At 71.3% G+C, this 1,507-nt stretch carries 1 protein-coding gene; it reads left to right on the forward strand.

Going from position 1 to position 1,507, the window contains the following annotated elements:
• Nucleotides 1–254 precede the first annotated feature (254 nt).
• The coding region (locus VF794_RS00310; RefSeq protein WP_331106540.1) for a sigma 54-interacting transcriptional regulator at nt 255–1,507 on the forward strand (1,253 nt) is incomplete at its 3' end.

Raw genomic sequence — 1,507 nt, forward strand, 5'->3', positions numbered from 1 at the left:
GCGCTCCCTCACAGAGCTCCTCCCCCTATTGGGAGGCCCCACTCGTTCACACCGATACGATGACTGTATCTCTCTATATGGACTCGAATCACACGCCCCCCCCCTCCTGGGTGCTTCGACGGTGAAGCGGCGCGCTCCGACGCCCTCCAAGCCAGCGCCCCCCCTCCGCGCTCCCCCCTCTGGACGAAAAGCCCTTCTCCTGATTTCTCTGGAATTCCGCCTTTGCTTCATCATTGACGCGGGAGCCATCAGAGATGACCGCCACGAGTGAACTCCACGCCCTGTCGCGCAGCGAGCGCAAGCCCCTGTATGTGCAGGTGGTTACCCAACCTCCCATCCATGGGTGCTGGGCGGTCAATATCAGCGAGACGGGCATCGGGCTGATCGCCACCCCGCACAGCCCCACGGAGGGGCCTCGGGAGGCCGAGGACGTGGAGCTGGCCTTCACGCTGCCGGACACGCGCACGCGCATCCGCGTCCGGGGCGTGGTGCGCTGGCGGCATGACCCCGCCGAGCGGGACGAGGGCGCCGTCACCGCGCTGGGCGTGAGCTTCCACACCTTCGAGGGCTCGGACGGAGTGACGCTCAAGCGCTACCTCCTGGATCATCAGCTCTACGTCGCGGCGGTGTACGTGGAGGAGGGGGAGCTGCGGGTCCTGCGCGACGCGCTGGACGGCCACGTGCGGCTGCGCTTCGCGGGCTCGGCCGAGGACGTGGACACGCTGCTGGGACGCGGCGACATCTGCGCCCTGATGGTGTGCGGGCGCGATGAGGCACGGGCCGTCGCCCTGGTGGAGCGGCTGGCGTCACGGCTGGCGGAGTCGGACCCCACCGGGGCCGGGCCGGCCAGCGACCTGTCTCCCCGCATCCTCTATTGCGCCCCGGCGGTGCCCTCGCGGCTGGTGGAGCTCTTCAACCAGGGGAAGATCTTCCGGGCCCTCACGCCACCGCTGGAGCCGGGGGCACTGCGGCAGGCGGTGCTCCAGGCCAGCCGCGAGCTGGGCCTGCGCACCGAGCAGCGACGGGCCGCGCTGGAGCTGGAGCGCAACCTGCTGCGCGAGCGCGCGCGCGAGGCGCCCCGGCCCTCGCCCGAAGCGGACGTGGCCGAGGAGCCCGGCTTCCGCAGCCCGCCCATGCGCGAGGTGCTGGAGCTGGCGCGCGTGGCCGCGCCCCACCGGGTGGCCGTGCTGCTCCAGGGCGAGACGGGCACCGGCAAGGAGGTGCTCGCGCGCGTCATCCACCGGCTGAGCGGCCGGAGTGACCTGCCGCTGGTGGTGCAGGACTGCGGCGCCCTCACCGAGACGCTGCTGGAGAGCGAGCTGTTCGGTCACGTGAAGGGCGCCTTCACCGGCGCCGTGGCGGACCACCCCGGCCTCTTCGTGCTGGCCGACGGCGGCACCATCTTCCTGGATGAGATCGAGAACACCACGCCCAACCTCCAGTCCAAGCTGCTGCGGGTGCTGGAGAGCGGGGACGTGAGGCCGGTGGGAGGCACGCAGGTGCGGCG

Source organism: Archangium sp., assembly GCF_036389735.1.
Taxonomy (GTDB): domain Bacteria; phylum Myxococcota; class Myxococcia; order Myxococcales; family Myxococcaceae; genus Archangium.